A 17,780-nucleotide genomic window follows, 5' to 3' on the forward strand; every position below is an offset into this window, starting at 1 on the left:
CCCCGATCGCTGCCTCGCCTCATTGAGCCATAGACGGGTCAGACGTCTCGGCAAAGGCGATGTGATTGCCGTCGGGATCGGTGACCATGACGGTCTTCACTTTGGCCCCGGAGGTACGGGTGCCGGTATCGACGCCCATCGCATCCAGGTGGGCCACGGCCTCCTCAACGCTGCGCACCGCGAGGGTAAACGAGCCCGACCCCGCCCGTTCGGGGAGTTGGTAGACCTGGAGCCACCCGCCGCACTCGGACTTCCACTCGGCGACCTCGCCCATCGGCCTAGAATCGGCGGGCCTGCCGAAAAGTTTCTCGTACCACTCGGACGCGACGCTCAGATCTTTGACCGCGACGCTGGCCAGCACGTTCTTGATCGTCATCAGGTCCCCCGTAGTCAGCCGTATTTTTCCTTCCACTCCGCTTTCATCTTCGCGTAGACGGGCTTCGCCTCGGCCTTCTTCCAGGCGTCGAAGAAGATCTGGGCGGACTCCGCCTTCACGGGGTCGCCCGTGCCTTTTTCAAGCTGATGCTTGTCCTTCGGGTCGTATTTCCGGCCGCCCTTGTAGTTGGTGTAGCGCCTGGCCCGGGTGAAGCCCATCTGGAGGAACTTCCGGGCCATGTCCGCCCCGACGAAGTCATTCTGCCGCAGGTAACCCAGGAACAGCTTGTAGATCGCCTTGCTGCTCGCCCTGGCGATCTCCGGCGTCTTGAACCGCCAATGGGGGACGAGTTCGCCCTTGTACGGCTCGCAGATGAGGACGCCTTGCTCGCCCTTGCCGACCCGATACTCTTCCGGATTCGCCAGGTAGTCGACGTCAGGACGCCAGTGATATTTCGACTTGTCGAAGTTCAGGTAGCTCGGCTTGTCCATGCCGAATCGAGATCGCAAGTCGCGGGCCGGCATGGAAAAGACGAACCAAATCCCGATCGCGGGGGAAGCCGCCGGTCATCGCGGCGGTAGTGGAGCGACTTGAGGCTCACTCCGCGTAGATGCTCTTCACGAAGCCGGTTACGTCCTTGATGGGCCAGTCCGGATACTTCTTTTTAAACTCCTCGGTGAGCTGCTTCCCGGCCTCGTCAGCGGCAATGCCCTGTTGCTTGAGGGCCAGCCCACGGGTCCGCAGATCGACGATGAATGCCTTCTCCTTGGCCACGAGCGAACCGTCGCCGGCGGGGCTGTGCGTCGGCATGACGTGCTCGGCCCCGAGATTCTCGACCTGGTCGAGCACGGCGATCCAGCTCGAAGGCGTGCCGCCGTCGCCGAAGATGTTCGGCACAACCTTGTTCTGCACGACGTCGCCCGAGATCAGAGTCTTGTCGGGCAGGACGAAGATCAGCTCATCGCCCTTGGTGTGGGCACCGCCGAACCACAGGAGTCGTGCCTTCACGCCGCCTCCGAGGTCCAGCCCATGCTCCTTGTCGAAGGTCTTGTCGGGGGCACGAAGCTTGGCGCCGACGAGGAACTCCTTCCACTTCTCGTTCCGGTTTGAGAAGAGCTGGATCATCTCCTCCCCATGCTTGTCCATCTCATCCTGCTGCACCTTTGGGCGGATCAGGATCGTCCCTTCAGGGAAACCGGCCACGCCCCCGGCGTGCTCGGGATGGAAATGCGTCGTCGTCAGGTAGAGCTTGTTGTCGGGGGCGAGTCGCTTGGCCACCTTCGCAACCGTGGCTCCATTGCGGGGCCCGAGGCCGGTGTCGACGACCAGCGTCGCCTTCTCCCCCACGACGAACCCGATGTTCGGCCAGCCGACGATCTGCCAGACGTGCTCGGAAACCTTCACGGTTTCCTCGCCGAGAGGTTTCTCGCGGTCTGCGTCAGTCTGGGCGTGCGCCGTGGCCGCGATCAGGCACAGCGAGGCCAGGGAGAGGAAGGTCTTCGTGGTGCCGATCTCCAATGTGTTTAGTGCCACCGGCCTCAGGGCGGGAACTCACGGTTGAATACTATGGTCAATTGACTGAAATGTTTAAGTGGACGAGGGTTTAGGCGAGGCAGAAGGCTGATCGACGGTGGTGAACTGATCTCGAACTAAACGACCAACCAGTGAGGACGTTTACCCCGACTGGTAGAATACGACTGATGAAGAACGATTCAACCGGGCGGGTGTTACGATGCTGACCATCGACGTGATCTCGGATATGATCTGCCCGTGGTGCTTCATCGGCAAGCGGCGGCTGGAGAAGGCTTTAGATGGCCGCCTTGCCACGGTCCGCTGGCACCCGTTCCAGCTCAACTCGGACATGCCCGCCGAGGGCATCGACCGACGTGGATACCGAATCAAGAAGTTCGGGAGCTGGGAGCGGTCGCAGGAACTTGACGCCCAGGTAGCCGCCGCCGGGCGGAACGAGGGTATTACGTTCAACTTCGACCGGATGGCGAGCACGCCGAACACCATCGACGCGCACCGGGTCATCTGGCTGGCCGGGGAGCGTGGCGTCCAGGACGCGGTTGGTGGAGTCCCTGTTCCTGGCCTACTTCACCGAAGGCCGTGATCTGTCAGACCGAGCCACACTCTCGGCGATCGCGGTCGGTGCCGGACTCGACAAGGCAGAGGTTGACGGGCTCCTGGCGAGCGAGGCGGGCCTGGATGCCGTCCGGGCTGGGGAGGAACAAGGCCGCCGCCACGGCGTGTCCGGCGTGCCGTTCTTCGTCGTCAACGGGAAGGTCGCCCTGTCCGGTGCCCAACCGCCGGAGCTATTCCTGCAGGCGTTCGAGCAGGCGGGCGAGACGGTTGTGGCTGGGGAGGCGTGTGATGGACTTCCCCACGAATGGCGAGCGCCGGGTTAACGGTTTATGAGGCTTTTTCGTACTCGGCGGGTGACAGGTAGCCCAGCGACGAATGCCGCCGGACTCGATTGAAGAAGACCTCGATGTACTCGAAGATGCTCGCCCTCGCCTCCGCCCTCGTCGCGAAGTTCTCGCCCTGAGTCAGCTCCTTTTTCAGGCTCGCGAAGAAGCTCTCCATCGGCGCATTATCCCAGCAGTTCGCCCGACGGCTCATGCTGCCGGTGATCCCGTGCCTGGCCAGCACCCCCCGGTAGTGCTCGCTGGCGTACTGGCTCCCCCGGTCCGAATGGGTCACCAACCCCGCGACGGGCCGCCGGCCGGCCAAGGCCATCTCCAGGGCGTCGACGACCAGCCGGCTGTCGATCCGCTCGGACATCGACCAGCCCACGATCCGCCGCGAGTGGAGGTCCTCCACCGCCGCCAGGTAGAGCCACCCCTCGGCGGTGGCCACATAGGTGATGTCGGCCGTCCAGGCCCGATCCGGGGCCCCCGGCTCGAACTCGCGGTTCAGGACGTTCTCGGCCACGGGGCGGTCGTGGTTGGAGTCGGTCGTGACGCGGAACTTCCGCCTCGTCCTGGCGGCGATCCCCTCCCGACGCATCAGCTTGGCCACGGTGTTCACGCAGCAGGGCTCGCCCCGTGCGATCAACTCGGCGTGAATTCGAGGGCTTCCGTCGCGGGCCTTCACTTCGCCGTGGATCGCCTTGATCGAGACGACCAGGGCCTCGCGCCTCCGGGCCTGCTCGCTGTCCGGCCTTCCCCGCCAGTCGTAGTCGCCGCCGGCGGAGACGCGCAGGACCCGGCACATCAGCCGGACCGGCCATCGATCCCGGTGGCGCTCGACGAAGCCGTACCTCATGACGACTCCCTGGCGAAGAAGGCCGTCGCTTTTTTCAAGATGTCGCGCTCCATCGTGAGCCGCTTGACCTCGGCCCGCAGCCGACGCAGCTCCTCCTCGTGCGCGGGCGGGTTCCCCTTGCCGGGGAAGGCCTGGTCACCGCCCTCGGCCGGGGCCCGCTTCCAGCCCCGCAGCAGGCTCTCGGAGAGGTCGAGGTCGCGTGCGACCTCGGCGACGCTCTTGCCCTGCTCGTTGACGAGCTTGACGGCCTGGGCCTTGAACTCGGGTGTGAAGGTTCGTCGTGTCGTCGCCATCGGGGGACTCCTGGGTTCGAGCTTATGCTCTTAACCCGGCGCCCGCTATCCGTGGGAAAGTCCATTCAGCATCTGCTTGTCAAGCAGAGGTCGGCGACCAGCTGCTTGAGCTTCTGGCTCTCCGCATCGAGGAGCCGCATCCGTTTTGGCTCGGTAGTGCCGAGCTCGCGATATTCGAACTTCCTGCGGAAGTAAGCTGCCTAGCTCACGCCCGGCTTGCGGCACGTCTTCTCGACGCCTAGGTCTGCCTTGGCCTTCCTCTGCGCGAAGACGAACTACTCCTCGGTGAACCTTGACTTCCTCGCGAATCGGGCACATTTAAGGGGAGCCTTGCCGCATCCGAGTTCTCGAATAAGACTGTCCACCCTTTCGGGGGCATGTCAGAAATCAAACGTTGGCCGCACCGCCTCGACCCCTATTGACAATCAGGTGGCCAGGTTCTTGCCGAGGAGGGGGAGTTTCGATCCCCTCCACAGCGACCGGATCATCGCCGGCTGGCCACCGAGTCGCTCCAGATGGCCGTTGATGACTCGATCCAGGTCGTGCACGTCTGTGGGCACGAAGTTGGCCATCAGGCCGTGCTTCAGGTGCCCCCAGATGAACTCCACCGGGTTGAGGTCCGGGGCGTAGGCCGGCAGCCGCCCCTGATGCAGGCGAGGATAGCGGGACAGGAACGCCCGGATCAGCGGGCCCTTGTGATTGCTCCCACCATCCCAGACCACGATGACCCGCCCCCGAAGGTGTCGCAGCAGGCCCCCCAGGAATGCCACGACTGCCGCCGTGTCGATGGAATGCGCCGGGTCGGTCCGCCAGTAGAGCCCCACCCGCCGCCGGACCGGGGCGACGCTGATGGCGGCGATCGTCGAGACCTTGTCGCGGTGCCGGCCGAACCCGGTGAGCACCGGCGTCCGCCCCACCGGGGCCCAGGTCCGGCGCACCGTGGGGTTGATGAAGAACCCGCTCTCGTCGATCAGGACGAGGTGGGCGTGCTCGTCCCGGGCTTTTTTTCCAGGCGCGGCCAGTCCTCGGCGGCCCAGCGGGCGATGGCCGGGTTGTCGCGTTCCACCGCCGTGGTCACGGGCTTCTGCGGCGAGTGGCCGCGGCGGCTGAGCCACTCGGCCAGGTCGTTGGAGTTGAAGCGGACGCCGTACCGCTTGGCGATCACCTCGGCCAGCCTCCGCGTCGTCCAGAGCCGGGTCTTGAATCCGAAGGCCTCGGGGCTGGCGGCCAGCCAGGAGAGGACCGACCGCTCCTGCCTGCGCGACAGCTTCGGAGCGGGCCCAGGGTGCGGCTTGCCCTTGAGACCGTCCTCGCCGGCGGCGCGATAGGCGGCCATCCACTTGCCGACGGCCTTGAGCGAGACGCCCAGGAACGCGGCGACATCCTTCTGCTTCCAGCCCTCATTGACCCGCGTCACCGCCAGGCGGCGTCGGGCTTCCAGTTCGGCGGCGGATCCCCGGGGTTTCATCCCCCAATGCTACAGTCGATCCGACGGGCGTGACAAGTACCGGGCTACCTGAACGTCAATAGGCCCCGAGCAAGGGAGCCGTGCCGTCCTAGTTTTTTTGATAAATTAGTTTCTCCAGCCCCGGTTTTCGCGCTGTAACGTACACCGCTGTTCGAAAGAAGGGCCGTTTGGTTACGGCCTCGCTCTCGAACAATGGCTTGTAGTTACGAAAAAGTGGCCGAATCTCTCACAAATTCCAATCGACATCTTAGGTTTTCAATTTTTCGTCACGGTCTCGCCCAGGCCGAAACACTAACCCTCGAATGATCATCCCTGACTTGCACTGGGATTTCGCACAGAGGTCGGTACCCTTCCAGATGCCATCTACTGGATGGGCCTGTTCGTGCTCGCACATCGTCTCATCTTGACGATGATCCCTTTATCAGATGGGTTACACCCTTTTATAGGGCTGGTCAAGGAGCCTGTCGGAGTCGGAAATCCTTCGAGGATGCTCCGTTCCAAACATCGCCGGGATCGGACCTTAGTTGTCCACTTTTGGTCTCAATCGCCGGAAGATATCAATCGCTCTTCGATCGATCCAAGAACATGCGCTATTTGTTTCTTCCCCCAGTGCGGTCGGGAGGGCGGTTTTGGATCAAGGCAACAAGTTTTTTATGTTAATTTTTACTTATGACTTCTCTGTAGAACTAGACCAGGCGACCTCACTTCGAACGGAAGTTGCTCATCATCTTCTCCTAAGGAATACCGAGGTTTTATAGATGTTTAACTTCAAAATACACTCTCATCCTCATCGAAATTTGCGGTCACGAGCGATTTTCAGTATTTCGCGGCATAGCACCAGCCTGGAAATGCTGGAAGCTCGAATCTTATTGGCCGTGAATGCGATTGTGGCCGAAAATCAACTTCCCGGAACGCCCGATACTGTTTGGAACGTCAATGGTGCCGGTGATTCCAGTATCCAAGGCTTCGCCACCGACATTAGCGTTGATCAGGGACAGACAGTTTCCTTCAAGATCAAAGACACGGATAGTGCCCCTTACCGTGTCGATATTTATCGGATGGGATACTACGCCGGACTTGGAGCACGTCTTGTTTCCACGATTCCGTCGTCGCAAACCCTGAGGCAGGTGCAGCCCAATCCCTTGAAGAACAACACGACAGGGTTGGTCGACGCCGGAAATTGGGCCGTTTCTGCCAGTTGGGCCGTTCCCTCGAATGCGACTTCAGGGATTTACTTTGCACGTATGACCCGTGAGGATACAGGAGGAGCCAGCCTGGCCTACTTCGTCGTCCGGGATGATGACGGTGGTTCGGATCTACTTTTCCAGACCTCCGACACGACCTGGCAAGCTTACAACACATGGGGCGGAAATAGCCTGTACTCGACAACCGATCCCTTACCGGCCAGTCGGGCCTTCGCGGTCAGCTATAATCGCCCTCTGACCGTCGATTCGACGTATGGTGGATCCGGCAACTTCAATTCGCCGCTGCATGCCGAATACCCGATGGTTCGTTGGCTTGAGGCAAATGGATACAATGTTAGTTATTTCACCGATGTTGACAGCGACCGAAACGGGAGTCTAATTCGTACACACAAAACCTTCGTTTCTGTTGGTCACGACGAATATTGGTCGGGGAATCAAAGAGCAAATGTGGAGTCGGCCCGCGACGCGGGGGTGAACCTGGCTTTCTTCAGCGGCAACGAATGCTTCTGGAAAACCCGATGGGAGAACAGCATCGATAGTTCCGGAACTCCTTACCGAACTCTCGTTTGCTACAAAGACTCGAAGAACGCTTCGCCTTTGGATCCCTTGTACAGTTCGCCGAATTGGGTCTGGACCGGCACCTGGCGAGATAATCGCTACAGTCCTCCGGGCGACGGTGGTCGTCCGGAAAATGCACTGAGCGGAAACATGTACATGAACGATCGAGCATCTACGGATCTCGGGATCAGTATGCAAGTTCCCTCGTCCGACGCCTCGCTGAGATTCTGGCGGAACACCAGCGTTGCAAACCTGGCGCCGGGACAGGTGGCCACGCTTGGTCAATATGTGGTCGGTTACGAGGTCAATGAGGATCGGGACAACGGATACCGGCCGGCCGGTCTGTTCCAGATGTCCTCGACCACCTTCGATACGTCCTTTCGGGTTCTGGTTCCCTGGGGTACTGATGTCGGGCCGGGCACCTCAACCCATAGCATCACGATGTATCGGGCTTCCAGCGGGGCACTTGTTTTTGGGGCGGGGACCATCCAGTGGTCCTGGGGCCTGGACGGGAGCAACAACAACGTTGCGGTGACCCCTGACCCCGCCATGCGTCAGGCGACCGTCAACCTCTTGGCGGAGATGGGCGCTCAACCGCAAACGCTTCAGCCGGGGCTCGTGGCGGCGACCGCTTCGACCGATACCACGGCCCCGACAACGACTATCAGTTCCCCCGTCGCGGGGACGATTCTACAAAATGGAGTGCCGGTCACCATCTCGGGAACGGCCATCGATACCGGTGGAGGCGTGGTGGCCGGGGTCGAGGTTTCTGTGGATGGTGGGTTGACCTGGCACCCGGCGGTGGGACGATCGAACTGGACTTACAGCTGGACTCCGAACCAGGTCGGGTCGGTCTCGATCCTCAGTCGCTCGGTCGATGACAGCGCGAATCTGGGTCTCTCGAGTGCGGTGACGACCATCACCTCGCAGGGACCGATCTCGATCTTTGGGACGAAGATTCCTGGGGTGCTTTCCACGCCCGACTCGAGATCGATCGAGCTCGGCATGAAATTCCGATCCAGTACAAGTGGCACGATCTCATCCGTCAGGTTTTACAAATCGAGCAGTAATACCGGAATCCACATCGGAAGTCTCTGGACAAGTACTGGGACGCTTCTGGCTCAAGCCACATTCGTCAATGAATCGGCCACGGGTTGGCAACAGGTCAACTTCTCAAGCCCGGTTAGCATCCAGGCGAATACGACCTACGTCGTTTCCTATCACACCAACGCGGGCTACTACTCGTCCGACAGCTTGTTCTTCAAAAGGAGTGGGTATTCGAACGGCGCGCTCCAGGCCCTGGCTGATGGCTTCGACTTTGGAAATGGTCTGTACAAGTACAGTTCAACCAGCACGTTCCCTACGGATACGTACAATTCCGAGAACTATTACGTCGATGTTGTGTTCGATTCGGGCGGCATCGATTCGACGCCACCCACGGTCGTGAGTCGCTCGCCTGCGCCTAATGCCACCTCTGTTCCCCTGGTCACAACCGTGACTGCGGGTTTCAGTGAATCGGTCTCGGCGGCCTCGATTGTTTTCACGTTGAGTGGGCCGGGTGGAATCGTTCCATCAACCGTCTCGTACAACTCGATTACCAACGTTGCCCTCCTGACGTCCGTGAGCCCCCTTTCGCCTTCGACCACCTACACGGTCTCAGTGAGCGGAGCGACGGACGCATCCGGAAATGTCACGGCTCCAACGTCCTGGAACTTTACGACGACGGCCCAGACCTCGTCCTCGTCTGATTATTCGATCTGGGGCGACCTGGTGACCCCCTCGATTGCCTCGTTTGCCGATTCGAGTTCATACGAACTGGGGGTCAAGTTCCAATCGTCGGTGACTGGATCGATCACGGGGATCCGTTATTACAAGGGTGCGGCGAACACTGGAACCCACATTGGAAAACTGTGGAGTTCCAGCGGGACGCTGCTGGCATCAGCCACCTTCATCGCAGAAACGACGACGGGTTGGCAGCAGGTTAACTTCAGCACGCCTGTTCCAATCACCGCCAACACCACGTATATCGCCTCCTACCACACCGACACCGGGGGCTATGCCCTGGACGCCGGATACTTTGCCAACAGCGGCATGACCAACGGACCTCTGACCGCACCGGCGAGCGGAACTTCCGGTGGGAACGGCGTGTTCTCTCCTGGGGCCAGTGCGTTCCCCACTCAATCGTTCAATTCCAATAACTACTGGGTTGACGTCGTCTTCTCGATCCCGACTTCAACACCTACAGCGACCACGACCACGCTGAGCTCGTCGGCCAACCCGTCCGTCTTTGGTCAAGCGGTGACCTTCACCGCGACGGTGAGCTCGGGCAGTGGAACACCGGGCGGAACGGTCACCTTCCTGGACGGCTCGACGGTCCTGGGAACCTCGACGCTCAACCCCTCCGGCGTGGCCACCTTCGTGATCTCCACCCTGGCTGCGGGCAGTCGCACGATCACCGCCAGTTACGGCGGCTCGACCAGCTTCGCGTCCAGTTCATCCACCGCTCTGATCCAGACGGTCAATCAGATCCAGATCCAGAGTACCACGACCACGCTGAGCTCGTCGGCCAACCCGTCCGTCTTTGGTCAAGCGGTGACCTTCACCGCGACGGTGAGCTCGGGCAGTGGAACACCGGGCGGAACGGTCACCTTCCTGGACGGCTCGACGGTCCTGGGAACCTCGACGCTCAACCCCTCCGGCGTGGCCACCTTCGTGATCTCCACCCTTAATGTGTTCATGGCCGAGGGTGCCCACTCGATCACGGCAAACTATTCCGGTTCGACCGCCTTTGCCCCTAGCACCTCGGCCGCTCTTGGCCAGGCCGTGGCTCCTGCGCCCACGACGACCACTCTGACCTCCTCGACCAATCCCTCGGCACTAGGGCAGTCGTTGACCTTCACAGCTACCGTCAGTGCGCTAAATGTCGTTGGTACTTATAGTGGTACCATCGTCTTCAGGGATGGATCGACAACGCTGGGATCCGTGCCGGTCGATGCCTCGGGCGTGACTACTTTCACCGTCTCCAACCTGATTTTGGGTACCCACTCGATCACCGCAGCCTATGTCGGATCGATAAATTTGGTGTCGAGCACTTCGGCCACTCTGGTTCAAACCGTAAATCCAGTTGTGGGGCAGGTGACAACGACCACGACACTGACCGTGACACCTACCTCGCGGGTGGCTGGTCAGGCCGTCACGTTCACGGCCACGGTTGGCACCAGCAGTGCGAACAAGCCGACCGGAACGGTGACTTTTTTTGATGGCACGACTGCAATCGGCTCAGGTTCGTTGAATACTTCAGGCGTCGCCACTTTCACAACCACTTCGCTGATCGTGGGAAGCCACTCGCTCAGAGCAGCTTATGGCGGCGACTCCACCTTTGCCACTAGCACCTCGGCTACTCTGACAAGAACCGTCAGCAAAGCGTCAACGACGACCTCTCTCTCCACGTCATTAACCCCCACAGTCTTCGGCCAGGCTGTTACGCTCACCGCTACCGTTGCCATCGTCTCTCCCGGTGCTGGAAATGTTACCGGCACGGTGACCTTCTTCAACGGCTCCGTCGCTATTGGTACAGCCTCGCTCAATTCCTTGGGCGTGGCAACCTTCACGATCTCGAGCCTGGCAGTCGGGAATCGTTCGATCAAGGCGACCTACGCTGGGGACACTTCCTTCTCCACCAGCACCTCAGCCACACTCACGCAAGTCGTTAGCAAGGCGTCTACTACCACGAGTCTCGTTGCGTCTTCACAGTCAACAGTGTTCGGCCAGACCGTCACTTTCACCGCCACCGTCGTCGCTCCAGGGGCCGGGGGCCTCGCAGGAACAGTTAATTTCTTCAACGGCACCACCAATATTGGTTCACGCACGCTCGATGCCTCCGGCGTGGCTACCTTGAGTATCTCATCTCTTGCCGTGGGTGCCCGATCAATCCGAGCGACTTATGTTGGGAACCCCTCCTTCGCGACCAGCACCTCGGATACGATTGCATTGACCGTCAGCAAAGCATCCACAACGACCACGCTCACCTCCTCGTCAAATCCCTCAGTCGTGGGCCAGGCGGTGACCTTTACGGCTACTATTGTCGCTGATGCTCCAGGGAGTGGGACGCCCGCCGGTCGAGTCACTTTCTACAATGGCTCGGCCACACTCGGTTCGGTGACGCTCGATACCTCTGGGTTGGCGACCTTTACCACTTCCAGCCTGGCCAGTGGTAACCGTTCGATCCGAGCGGTTTACGTTGGTAACACCTCCTTCTTGACCAGTACCTCCGACACTCTGATCCAGACTGTCAACGCCGCTGCAATAGCAGCCAGTTCCACAGTCGTCGGTTCGCCCAACCTAGTCTCAGCTCCGCCGGCCCAGTCCTCCTTGAATTCCTTGGTTTCCACGACGAATACGATGGTATCCGGGTCGAAGCCTGGCTCAGGTGTTCCTCCCATCGACCCGCCGATCTCGACCAACGCCAAGTTCACAGTGATGGTTCAACCAACATCCTCGAAGATGTCTGCATACCACGATATTGCATTAGAACAGGTCGAACTGAGCCGAACCGAACAGATCCTGAATTTACTGGCTTCGGACCAGACCTCCAAGCCGTCTCTTTCGCCGGGTCGGTCATCAAGATCGATCAAACCCGTCAATCTCACCTGAGCGTCGATTTTGCTGGATGATAAAGATCTCCTCGTCGCTTAACACAGATGCATGACTGGAAAGGTCATCCAATCACCCATCGACCAGGTGTGATCCGTAAGACTCGACGCTATCGACGGAGTGCGTCTCACCCGTCGACCGTGTTCGTCCCTGATTGGGAGCGTTAGCCCGGTTTTCCTTTGAGCGTGTCGGTTGACGCCTCTACCCCGCTCCGGTATCCGCAGTGGCCGAACCAGCCGCGGAGGTCGCCCGGCTCGACGGCCCTCAAAGCGTGTTGAGAAAGGCTATCATTCGAGCTTCTTGACCAGCCTTCGTGCCATCAGGTGGATCATCGCCAGCTTCACGAATGCCTCGCTGCTGGCGACCGTCCCCTCGTAGTCCTTGGACAAACGACGGCATCGGCCCAGCCAGGCGAAGGTCCGCTCCACGACCCATCGTCGCTTGACGACCCGGAATCCCGGACCCTCGCGCTCGACGACCATCAGCCGGATCGGGTACGCCCGCCGCCAGGCGAAGACCCAGTCGGTCACACGCCTGTAGATCCCGTCGGCCCAGACCGACTTCAGCCGGCTGAAACGGCCTCGGATCGACGCGAAGACGAGCGTGGCCCCGTCCGGGTCCTGGACGTCGGCCGAGGTGACGACCACCGCCAGGATCAGGCCGAGCGTGTCGACGAGGATGTGCCGCTTGCGGCCATTGACCTTCTTCCATGCATCGATGCCGTGGGGCCCCCCCTTTCGGTGGTCTTGACCGACTGGCTGTCGAGGATGGCCCCCGAGGGCTGCCGACGCCGCCCCTCGGCCACGCGGAGGTCGCCCCGCAATTCGGCCATCAATCGGTCGAAGGTGCCGTCCTTCTTCCAGCACCGGAAGTGCCAGTAGGCGATGGTCCAGGGGGGGAGGTCGTGCGGCATTGCCCGCCACTGGGACCCCGTGCGGGCGACGTACAGCAGGGCGTTGACGATCTCGCGGCGGTCGTATTTGGCGGGTCGGCCCCCGGGCTTGGGGGCCGGGATGAATCGGCAGACCTGGGCCCACTGGGGGTTGGTCAGGTCACTGGGATAGCGACGTCGTGTGTCCATGCTCCAAGCCTAGGACACCCTTTCTCAACTCGCTCTCAGGCCGTCGCCCATCGCACCGATCCGCGCCTCGACCGTCCGCGCCTTGGCCGACCTCAGGTGCGGCTTCAGCTTGGAGAACATCGACTCGATCGGGTTGAGGTCCGGACTGTACGGCGGCAGGTACCGCACCTCGGCCCCGGCCGCCGCGATCAACCGGCCGACCTCGGCCGTCTTGTGGCACGGCAAGTTGTCGATGATCACGACGTCGCCCGGACGGAGCGTCGGGGCCAGGCACCGGCCGATGTCGGCCTCGAAGCAGGCGGCGTTGGTCGCCCCGTCGAAGGCCAGGCAGGCCGCCGCCGGCACGCCGTCGAGGCGAACCGCGGCGGTCAGCGTCGTGACCTTCCAGTGGCCGTGCGGCACCGGGCCGTCAACGCGGACCCCGCTGGGGGCCCGGCCGTGGGTACGGTCCATCGCCGTGCTGGCGCCGCTCTCGTCGAGGAAGACCAGCCGCCCCGGGTCGACCGCGGCGAACTCCTCGCGCCAGGCCCGCCGGTGCGCCTTCAACTCGGGGCGATCCCGCTCGGCCGCCCGCCGCGACTTTTTTGGCGCGTGATGCCCAGTCGCCTCCGCGCCCGGTGCACGGCCGACGGGCAGCAGCCCACGCCGGCGGCCTCGGCCAACGGCGCGAGCGTGGCGTCGTCGTCGGCCCGGACCGCCTCGCGGAGTCGCCCCGCGGCCTCGCCGTCGAAGGCCGGGGCCCGCCCGCCGCCGTGCGGCCGGGGGGCGATCGAGCCGGTGTCGCGCCGCTGCCGCACCAGCTTGCCGATCCAGGTGACGCTGACGGAGAACCGCGCGGCGACCTGCTCGCGGGTGCCGTCGCGCCCATCGCAGGCGGCGAGGACCCGCGCGCGCAGGTCGGTCGAATAAGCCTTCATCCCCATGCCCTCCATCCAGGAAGGGATAACAAGGGACAACCGGCTCAGTCAAAGTGAAACCGCTCTAGGGCCTGGAACGAAATAATTTTGCTCTATCTTCTCGCCGTCGCACATAATGACATGATGCACGACAATACGGAATGTGAACGGCGGCGGGAAAGTGCAGCGCGGGGCGGGGGCCGAACGGCGGCCGAAATGGGCGACACCTTTTGTCTGACTCACTGCTCCTTGCCCACGATGGAGGCCCATAGGCCGACCATCGAGGGCAAGCGTAGTGAGGCAACGGGGTGTATACCGACATGGAAAACTGGGCCGAGATCCGCCGTCGCGTCCTCGCCGACGGCCTCTCCGGGCGGGCCGCCTGCCGAGAGTACAGCATCCACTGGAAGACACTCCTCAAGATCCTCGACAACGCCGAGCCGCCGGGATACCGCCGCACCAAGCCCAAGCGGCCCTCGATCCTCGATCCCTTCCTGCCCGTCGTCCATCAGATCCTCGAGGACGACAAGAAGGCCCCCAAGAAGCAGGGGCACACGGCCAAGCGGATCTTTGACCGGCTCAAGGCCGAGCACGGCTACCAGGGCGGCCTGACCATGGTCAAGGTCGCCGTCCGCGCCTGGCAGCTCTCCACGGCCGAGGACTTCGTCCCCCTGGCCCACCCGCCCGGCGAGGCCCACGCCGAGGGCGTCCTCGACGGACAGCCGGCGAAGGTCACCGTCTTCGTCATGACCTTGCCCTTCTCCGACGCGGTCTTCGCTTGCACCTTCCCGCGCGAGTGCGCCGAGGCCTTCCTCTAGGGGCACGTCCGGGCCTTCAAGTTCTTCGGCGGCGTCCCCCGGAGGATCAGATACGACAACTCCAAGATCGCTGTGGCCAGGATCACCGGCACGCGCGACCGCGAGCTTACCGACAAGTTCCTCCGGCTCGAGAGCCACCACCTCTTCGAGCACCACTTCTGCCTGGTCCGTAGGCCGAACGAGAAGGGGCACGTCGCGACGCTCGTCGGCTTCGCCCGCCGCAACTTCCTCGTCCCCGTCCCGGTCGCCCGCGGCGGCCTGGAGACGCTCAACACCCGGCTCGAGGCCGACTGCAGCCCCGACCTGGCGCGGAGGCTCCGCCGAGGAGCACGCGTCGATGCGGCCCCTGCCGGCCGAGTCGTTCCTGGCCGCCCGCGTCGAGCAACTCATGGCCGACTCGCTCTCGCTGGTCCGCTTCGACACCAACGACTATTCCGTGCCGACCGCCTACGCCCATCACATGCTCACCGCCGTCGGCACGGTGGACTCGCACCGGATCATGGCCGGCGACCGTGTGGTGGCCGAGCACCGGCGATGCTGGGATCGAGAGCGCGTCACCTATGACCCGGTCCACTACCTGGCCCTGCTCGAGCGCAAGCCCGGGGCGTTGGACTTCGCCGCCCCGCTGGCCTGATGGGGGCTGCCGGTCTGCTTCGGCGTCCTGCGACGTCGCCTGGAGGCCGAGCTGGGCGGGCCGGGGACGCGGCAATTCATCAAGGTGCTCCGACTCCTGGAGCGGGTTCACCCGCGAGACCTGACCCGGGCGGTCGAACGGGCCCTGGAGCTGGGGGGTGGCCGATGCCGACGCAGTGCGGCTGATCCTAGAGCACCGCGGCGAGGAGCCGTCGGGCCTGTTCTGTCTCGACGGCCTCATTTATTGACGTTCAGGTAGCCCGGTACTTGTCACGCCCGTCGGATCGACTGTCGCATTCGGGGATGAAACCCCGGGGATCCGCCGCCGAACTGGAAGCTCGACGCCGACTGGCCGTCACCCGCGTCAACGAGGGCTGGAAGCAGAAGGATGTCGCCGCGTTCCTGGGCGTCTCGCTCAAGGCCGTCGGCAAGTCGATGGCCGCCTATCGCGCCTCCGGCGACGGCGGCCTGGCGGGCAAACCCCACCCGGGGCCCAAGCCGAAGCTGTCGGGCCGCCAGGAGGCGGTGGTCCTCTCCTGGCTGGCCGCCAGCCCCGAGGCCTTCGGCTTCAAGACCCGGCTCTGGACGACGCGGAGGCTGGCCGAGGTGATCGCCAAGCGGTACGGCGTCCGCTTCAACTCCAACGACCTGGCCGCGTGGCTGACGGCACGCGGCCAGTCACCGCAGAAGCCCGCGGTGGTGGCGGTCGAACGCGACAACCCGGCCATCGCCCGCTGGGCCGCCGAGGACTGGCCGCGCCTGGAAAAAAAGCCCGGGACGAGCACGCCCACCTCGTCCTGATCGACGAGAGCGGGTTCTTCATCAACCCCACGGTGCGCCGGACCTGGGCCCCGGTGGGGCGGACGCCGGTGCTCACCGGGTTCGGCCGGCACCGCGACAAGGTCTCGACGATCGCCGCTATCAGCGTCGCCCCGGTCCGGCGGCGGGTGGGGCTCTACTGGCGGACCGACCCGGCGCATTCCATCGACGCGGCGGCAGTCGTGGCATTCCTGGGGGGCCTGCTGCGACACCTGCGGGGGCGGGTCATCGTGGTCTGGGATGGTGGGAGCAATCACAAGGGCCCGCTGATCCGGGCGTTCCTGTCCCGCTATCCTCGCCTGCATCAGGGGCGGCTGCCGGCCTACGCCCCGGACCTCAACCCGGTGGAGTTCATCTGGGGGCACCTGAAGCACGGCCTGATGGCCAACTTCGTGCCCACAGACGTGCACGACCTGGATCGAGTCATCAACGGCCATCTGGAGCGCCTCGGTGGCCAGCCGGCGATGATCCGGTCGCAGTCGAGGGGATCGAAACTCCCCCTCCTCGGCAAGAACCTGGCCACCTGATTGTCAATAAGCACCTGGACTCGGTCTTTCTATAATTCCTGCATGATCCGCATCCACCTCGAACAACCCACTCGCGACGAACTCGTGTCCCTGCGGCGGAAACCCGTGCCGCCCAAGGCCCGTGACCGCATCGAGATGCTCACCCTCGCCGACGCAGGCTGGTCGGCCCCCAGGAACGCCGCCCATCTCGGGCATTGCGCCCAGACCGTCCGCGACTTCCTCAAGGACTTCCTCGCTCGCGGATTTGAAGCCCTTCACCCCCGTCGTAGCGGGCCGGCTCCCGACCTCCGGCGGCGAGACCATGTCGCCGGCGAGCTGCGACGGTGCCTGGCCGAGGATCGGACCTGGACCAGCCGCCAACTCGCCGACGCTCTCGCCAACCGCGGCATCGAGCTGGGGCCTCGCCAGGTCCGCCGCTACCTCAAGCGGATGAAGGCCGGCGACCGCCGCACCGCCCACTCGCTCGGGCACAAGCAGGATTCGGTCAAGGCCGAGCGGGCCGGCAAAGTCCTGGCCAACCTGAAGGCCAAGGCAGCGGCGGGCGCGATCCGGCTCTACGACCTCGACGAGTGCGGGTTCTCGCCGACCCTGCCGGTGGGCTACACCTGGTCCCTGCCGGGCCAGCGGAAGCTGATCAAGTACGAGGCTCCGCAGGGACGGAGAGTCAACGCCTTGGCCGCTTACAGGCCTTTCGGGCGGAAGCCTCGACTGGACGTCACCACGGCCGAGCGGACGTGGAACTCCCACGACCTGATCGGCTTCCTCAAGGCCCTGCCGTGGTCGAAGGCGCCTCGCATGGTGGTGCTGGACAACGCCGGTTTCCACACGAGCAAGGTGATCCGCGCAGCCCGCGAGGGGCTGGCCGACCGGAAGATTTTCCTCTACTTCCTGCCGCCGTACTCGCCGGAGCTGAACCGGATCGAGCCGGTCTTCAGGCAGATCAAATATCAGGAAATTCCACAGCGCAGTCATACGACGCGGAGCGGCTTGAGGGAGGCCGTCGAGGCGAGCTTCAATAACTACGCCCAGAGGCTACGCAAAAGAAGTCAAGAAGAACTACGTCCAGCTGCTTAGAAGAAACGCGGGGCGGAACCACCAGATTAGTTACAACTGTAGTACTAGTTGGACTGTCACCGATTGCACTGTTGCTTACGCATGCCGGGAGTTAGGATGAGGGCCGGAGGCC

Annotated in this window: 17 protein-coding genes; 8 read left to right on the forward strand and 9 right to left on the reverse strand. The window is 63.0% G+C overall.

Annotated features, from left to right (window positions below):
* Window positions 1–19: 19 nt before the first annotated feature.
* The 3 genes from EP7_RS22835 to EP7_RS22845 form a co-directional block, all read right to left on the reverse strand.
* Window positions 20–376: a VOC family protein gene (locus tag EP7_RS22835; protein WP_463524449.1), complete on the reverse strand. Its 357-nt coding sequence runs from the start codon at window positions 374–376 to the stop codon at window positions 20–22.
* A gap of 14 nt (window positions 377–390) precedes the next feature.
* Window positions 391–867, reverse strand: coding sequence for a DUF4385 domain-containing protein (locus EP7_RS22840; RefSeq protein WP_463524450.1), 477 nt, complete (start codon window positions 865–867; stop codon window positions 391–393).
* Between the two features lie 106 nt (window positions 868–973).
* On the reverse strand, window positions 974–1,909 hold the full coding sequence (locus tag EP7_RS22845; RefSeq protein WP_463524452.1) for an MBL fold metallo-hydrolase: 936 nt from the start codon (window positions 1,907–1,909) through the stop codon (window positions 974–976).
* Window positions 1,910–2,108: 199 nt separating this feature from the next.
* Between EP7_RS22845 and EP7_RS22850 the strand changes: the two genes are divergently transcribed.
* Window positions 2,109–2,489 carry a DsbA family oxidoreductase gene (locus EP7_RS22850; RefSeq protein ID WP_463524453.1) on the forward strand — a complete coding sequence of 127 codons (381 nt, stop codon included), beginning with the start codon at window positions 2,109–2,111 and terminating at the stop codon, window positions 2,487–2,489.
* Window positions 2,449–2,784, forward strand: coding sequence for a DsbA family oxidoreductase (locus EP7_RS22855; protein ID WP_463524454.1), 336 nt, complete (start codon window positions 2,449–2,451; stop codon window positions 2,782–2,784). The genes EP7_RS22850 and EP7_RS22855 overlap by 41 nt, the downstream gene beginning before the upstream one ends.
* Before the next feature lie 4 nt (window positions 2,785–2,788).
* On the opposite strand, the gene EP7_RS22860 is transcribed toward EP7_RS22855, so the two are convergent.
* From EP7_RS22860 to EP7_RS22870, 3 genes are all read right to left on the reverse strand, one after another.
* Window positions 2,789–3,936 (reverse strand): IS3 family transposase gene (locus tag EP7_RS22860; RefSeq protein ID WP_463524456.1). Its coding sequence is split into 2 segments (ribosomal slippage): window positions 2,789–3,663 and window positions 3,663–3,936, totalling 1,149 coding nucleotides; the frame shifts between segments, so codons are not numbered across the junction.
* A 425-nt stretch (window positions 3,937–4,361) separates the two neighbouring features.
* Window positions 4,362–4,874, reverse strand: a complete 513-nt coding sequence (locus EP7_RS22865) for a transposase (protein ID WP_463524457.1) — start codon at window positions 4,872–4,874, stop codon at window positions 4,362–4,364.
* A 32-nt stretch (window positions 4,875–4,906) separates the two neighbouring features.
* Window positions 4,907–5,404, reverse strand: coding sequence for a winged helix-turn-helix domain-containing protein (locus tag EP7_RS22870; RefSeq protein ID WP_463524458.1), 498 nt, complete (start codon window positions 5,402–5,404; stop codon window positions 4,907–4,909).
* A 758-nt stretch (window positions 5,405–6,162) separates the two neighbouring features.
* Here EP7_RS22870 and EP7_RS22875 point away from each other — a divergent pair.
* The gene (locus EP7_RS22875) at window positions 6,163–11,820 is read left to right on the forward strand and encodes an Ig-like domain repeat protein (protein WP_463524459.1); all 5,658 of its coding nucleotides are present in this window, start codon (window positions 6,163–6,165) and stop codon (window positions 11,818–11,820) included.
* A gap of 287 nt (window positions 11,821–12,107) precedes the next feature.
* Here the strand turns inward: EP7_RS22875 and EP7_RS22880 are convergent.
* The 3 genes from EP7_RS22880 to EP7_RS22890 all read right to left on the reverse strand — a co-directional run bounded on the left by EP7_RS22880 (window position 12,108) and on the right by EP7_RS22890 (window position 13,818).
* Window positions 12,108–12,901, reverse strand: a protein-coding gene (locus EP7_RS22880) for an IS5 family transposase (protein ID WP_463524460.1) whose coding sequence is annotated in 2 segments (ribosomal slippage) — window positions 12,108–12,553 and window positions 12,553–12,901 — 795 coding nt in all. Because the reading frame shifts where the segments join, the coding sequence is not laid out codon by codon here.
* A gap of 24 nt (window positions 12,902–12,925) precedes the next feature.
* Complete coding sequence (locus EP7_RS22885; RefSeq protein WP_463524461.1) at window positions 12,926–13,447, reverse strand: IS630 family transposase; 522 nt, start codon at window positions 13,445–13,447, stop codon at window positions 12,926–12,928.
* Window positions 13,444–13,818 carry a transposase gene (locus EP7_RS22890; RefSeq protein ID WP_463524463.1) on the reverse strand — a complete coding sequence of 125 codons (375 nt, stop codon included), beginning with the start codon at window positions 13,816–13,818 and terminating at the stop codon, window positions 13,444–13,446. Before EP7_RS22890 ends, EP7_RS22885 begins: the two co-directional genes overlap by 4 nt.
* Before the next feature lie 287 nt (window positions 13,819–14,105).
* Between EP7_RS22890 and EP7_RS22895 the strand changes: the two genes are divergently transcribed.
* The 5 genes from EP7_RS22895 to EP7_RS22915 all read left to right on the forward strand — a co-directional run bounded on the left by EP7_RS22895 (window position 14,106) and on the right by EP7_RS22915 (window position 17,668).
* The gene (locus EP7_RS22895) at window positions 14,106–14,615 is read left to right on the forward strand and encodes a hypothetical protein (RefSeq protein WP_463524464.1); all 510 of its coding nucleotides are present in this window, start codon (window positions 14,106–14,108) and stop codon (window positions 14,613–14,615) included.
* Between the two features lie 337 nt (window positions 14,616–14,952).
* On the forward strand, window positions 14,953–15,249 hold the full coding sequence (locus tag EP7_RS22900; RefSeq protein WP_463524465.1) for a Mu transposase domain-containing protein: 297 nt from the start codon (window positions 14,953–14,955) through the stop codon (window positions 15,247–15,249).
* A 302-nt stretch (window positions 15,250–15,551) separates the two neighbouring features.
* Window positions 15,552–16,049: a helix-turn-helix domain-containing protein gene (locus EP7_RS22905; RefSeq protein WP_463524467.1), complete on the forward strand. Its 498-nt coding sequence runs from the start codon at window positions 15,552–15,554 to the stop codon at window positions 16,047–16,049.
* Between the two features lie 32 nt (window positions 16,050–16,081).
* Entirely contained in the window at window positions 16,082–16,594 is a 513-nt protein-coding gene (locus EP7_RS22910; protein ID WP_463524468.1) for a transposase, read from the forward strand.
* 42 nt (window positions 16,595–16,636) lie between these two features.
* Window positions 16,637–17,668 (forward strand): IS630 family transposase, encoded by a 1,032-nt coding sequence (locus tag EP7_RS22915; protein ID WP_463524469.1) that lies wholly within the window; start codon window positions 16,637–16,639, stop codon window positions 17,666–17,668.
* Window positions 17,669–17,780: the final 112 nt, after the last annotated feature.

It is taken from the genome of Isosphaeraceae bacterium EP7 (genome assembly GCA_038400315.1).
Lineage (GTDB): Bacteria > Planctomycetota > Planctomycetia > Isosphaerales > Isosphaeraceae > EP7.

What these genes read in the sequence shown, in the direction of transcription:
- EP7_RS22835 (WP_463524449.1), bottom strand. Translation starts at nt 376, where the DNA reads ATGACGATCAAGAACGTGCTGGCCAGCGTCGCGGTCAAAGATCTGAGC.
- EP7_RS22840 (WP_463524450.1), bottom strand. Translation starts at nt 867, where the DNA reads ATGGACAAGCCGAGCTACCTGAACTTCGACAAGTCGAAATATCACTGG.
- EP7_RS22850 (WP_463524453.1), top strand. Translation starts at nt 2,109, where the DNA reads ATGCTGACCATCGACGTGATCTCGGATATGATCTGCCCGTGGTGCTTC.
- EP7_RS22870 (WP_463524458.1), bottom strand. Translation starts at nt 5,404, where the DNA reads ATGAAACCCCGGGGATCCGCCGCCGAACTGGAAGCCCGACGCCGCCTG.
- EP7_RS22875 (WP_463524459.1), top strand. Translation starts at nt 6,163, where the DNA reads ATGTTTAACTTCAAAATACACTCTCATCCTCATCGAAATTTGCGGTCA.
- EP7_RS22890 (WP_463524463.1), bottom strand. Translation starts at nt 13,818, where the DNA reads ATGAAGGCTTATTCGACCGACCTGCGCGCGCGGGTCCTCGCCGCCTGC.
- EP7_RS22900 (WP_463524465.1), top strand. Translation starts at nt 14,953, where the DNA reads ATGCGGCCCCTGCCGGCCGAGTCGTTCCTGGCCGCCCGCGTCGAGCAA.
- EP7_RS22905 (WP_463524467.1), top strand. Translation starts at nt 15,552, where the DNA reads ATGAAACCCCGGGGATCCGCCGCCGAACTGGAAGCTCGACGCCGACTG.
- EP7_RS22915 (WP_463524469.1), top strand. Translation starts at nt 16,637, where the DNA reads ATGATCCGCATCCACCTCGAACAACCCACTCGCGACGAACTCGTGTCC.